1 protein-coding gene is annotated in these 1,111 nt (G+C 58.5%); it reads left to right on the top strand.

Features of this window, described 5'->3' with window-relative positions; translation table 11 throughout:
• The coding region (gene tuf / locus GRH90_RS25860) for an elongation factor Tu (RefSeq protein WP_162368815.1) at nt 1–1,107 on the top strand (1,107 nt) is incomplete at its 5' end.
• Between the last annotated feature and the right edge of the window lie 4 nt (nt 1,108–1,111).

The raw sequence follows: 1,111 nt of genomic DNA, 5'->3' as shown, positions 1-1,111 counted from the left end.
ACCCTGACCGCCGCCATCACCACCGTGCTGGCTAAAGCCTACGGCGGCAGCGCCCGCGCTTTTGATCAGATCGACAATGCGCCGGAAGAAAAGGCCCGTGGTATCACCATCAACACCTCTCACGTTGAATACGATACCCCTGCCCGTCACTACGCGCACGTAGACTGCCCGGGACACGCCGACTATGTGAAAAACATGATCACCGGTGCTGCCCAGATGGACGGCGCAATCCTGGTGGTTGCCGCGACCGACGGCCCGATGCCGCAGACTCGCGAACACATCCTGCTGGCTCGCCAGGTAGGCGTTCCCTACATCATCGTGTTCATGAACAAATGCGACATGGTTGATGATGAAGAACTGCTGGAACTGGTTGAAATGGAAGTGCGCGAATTGCTTTCCCAGTACGACTTCCCAGGCGACGACACCCCGGTCATCCGTGGTTCCGCGCTGAAAGCACTGGAAGGCGACGAAGCCTGGACCGCTAAAATCATCGAACTGGCCGAAGCCCTGGATACCTATATCCCGGAACCGGTCCGCGCGATTGACAAACCGTTCCTGCTGCCTATCGAAGACGTATTCTCCATCTCCGGCCGCGGCACCGTGGTGACCGGTCGTGTAGAACGCGGCATCGTCAAAGTGGGCGAAGAAGTTGAAATCGTCGGCATCAAAGCCACCATCAAGACCACCTGTACCGGCGTCGAAATGTTCCGCAAACTGCTGGACGAAGGCCGTGCCGGCGAAAACGTGGGCGTGCTGCTGCGCGGCACCAAGCGTGACGACGTAGAACGCGGCCAGGTACTGGCTAAACCGGGTTCAATCCACCCGCATACCCAGTTCGAGTCTGAAGTCTATATCCTGAGCAAGGATGAAGGCGGCCGTCATACTCCGTTCTTCAAGGGCTACCGTCCTCAGTTCTACTTCCGCACCACCGACGTGACCGGTACCATCGAACTGCCGGAAGGCGTGGAAATGGTTATGCCAGGCGACAACATCAAGATGGTTGTTAACCTGATTGCCCCGATCGCCATGGACGACGGCCTGCGTTTCGCGATCCGCGAAGGCGGCCGTACCGTTGGCGCCGGCGTGGTTGCCAAAGTTATCGCGTAAGACT

This window comes from Acerihabitans arboris (assembly GCF_010131535.1).
Taxonomy (GTDB): domain Bacteria; phylum Pseudomonadota; class Gammaproteobacteria; order Enterobacterales; family Enterobacteriaceae; genus Acerihabitans; species Acerihabitans arboris.
The sequence above is the reverse complement of the archived record's forward strand: the minus strand, read 5'-3'. Positions and strand labels throughout refer to the sequence as shown.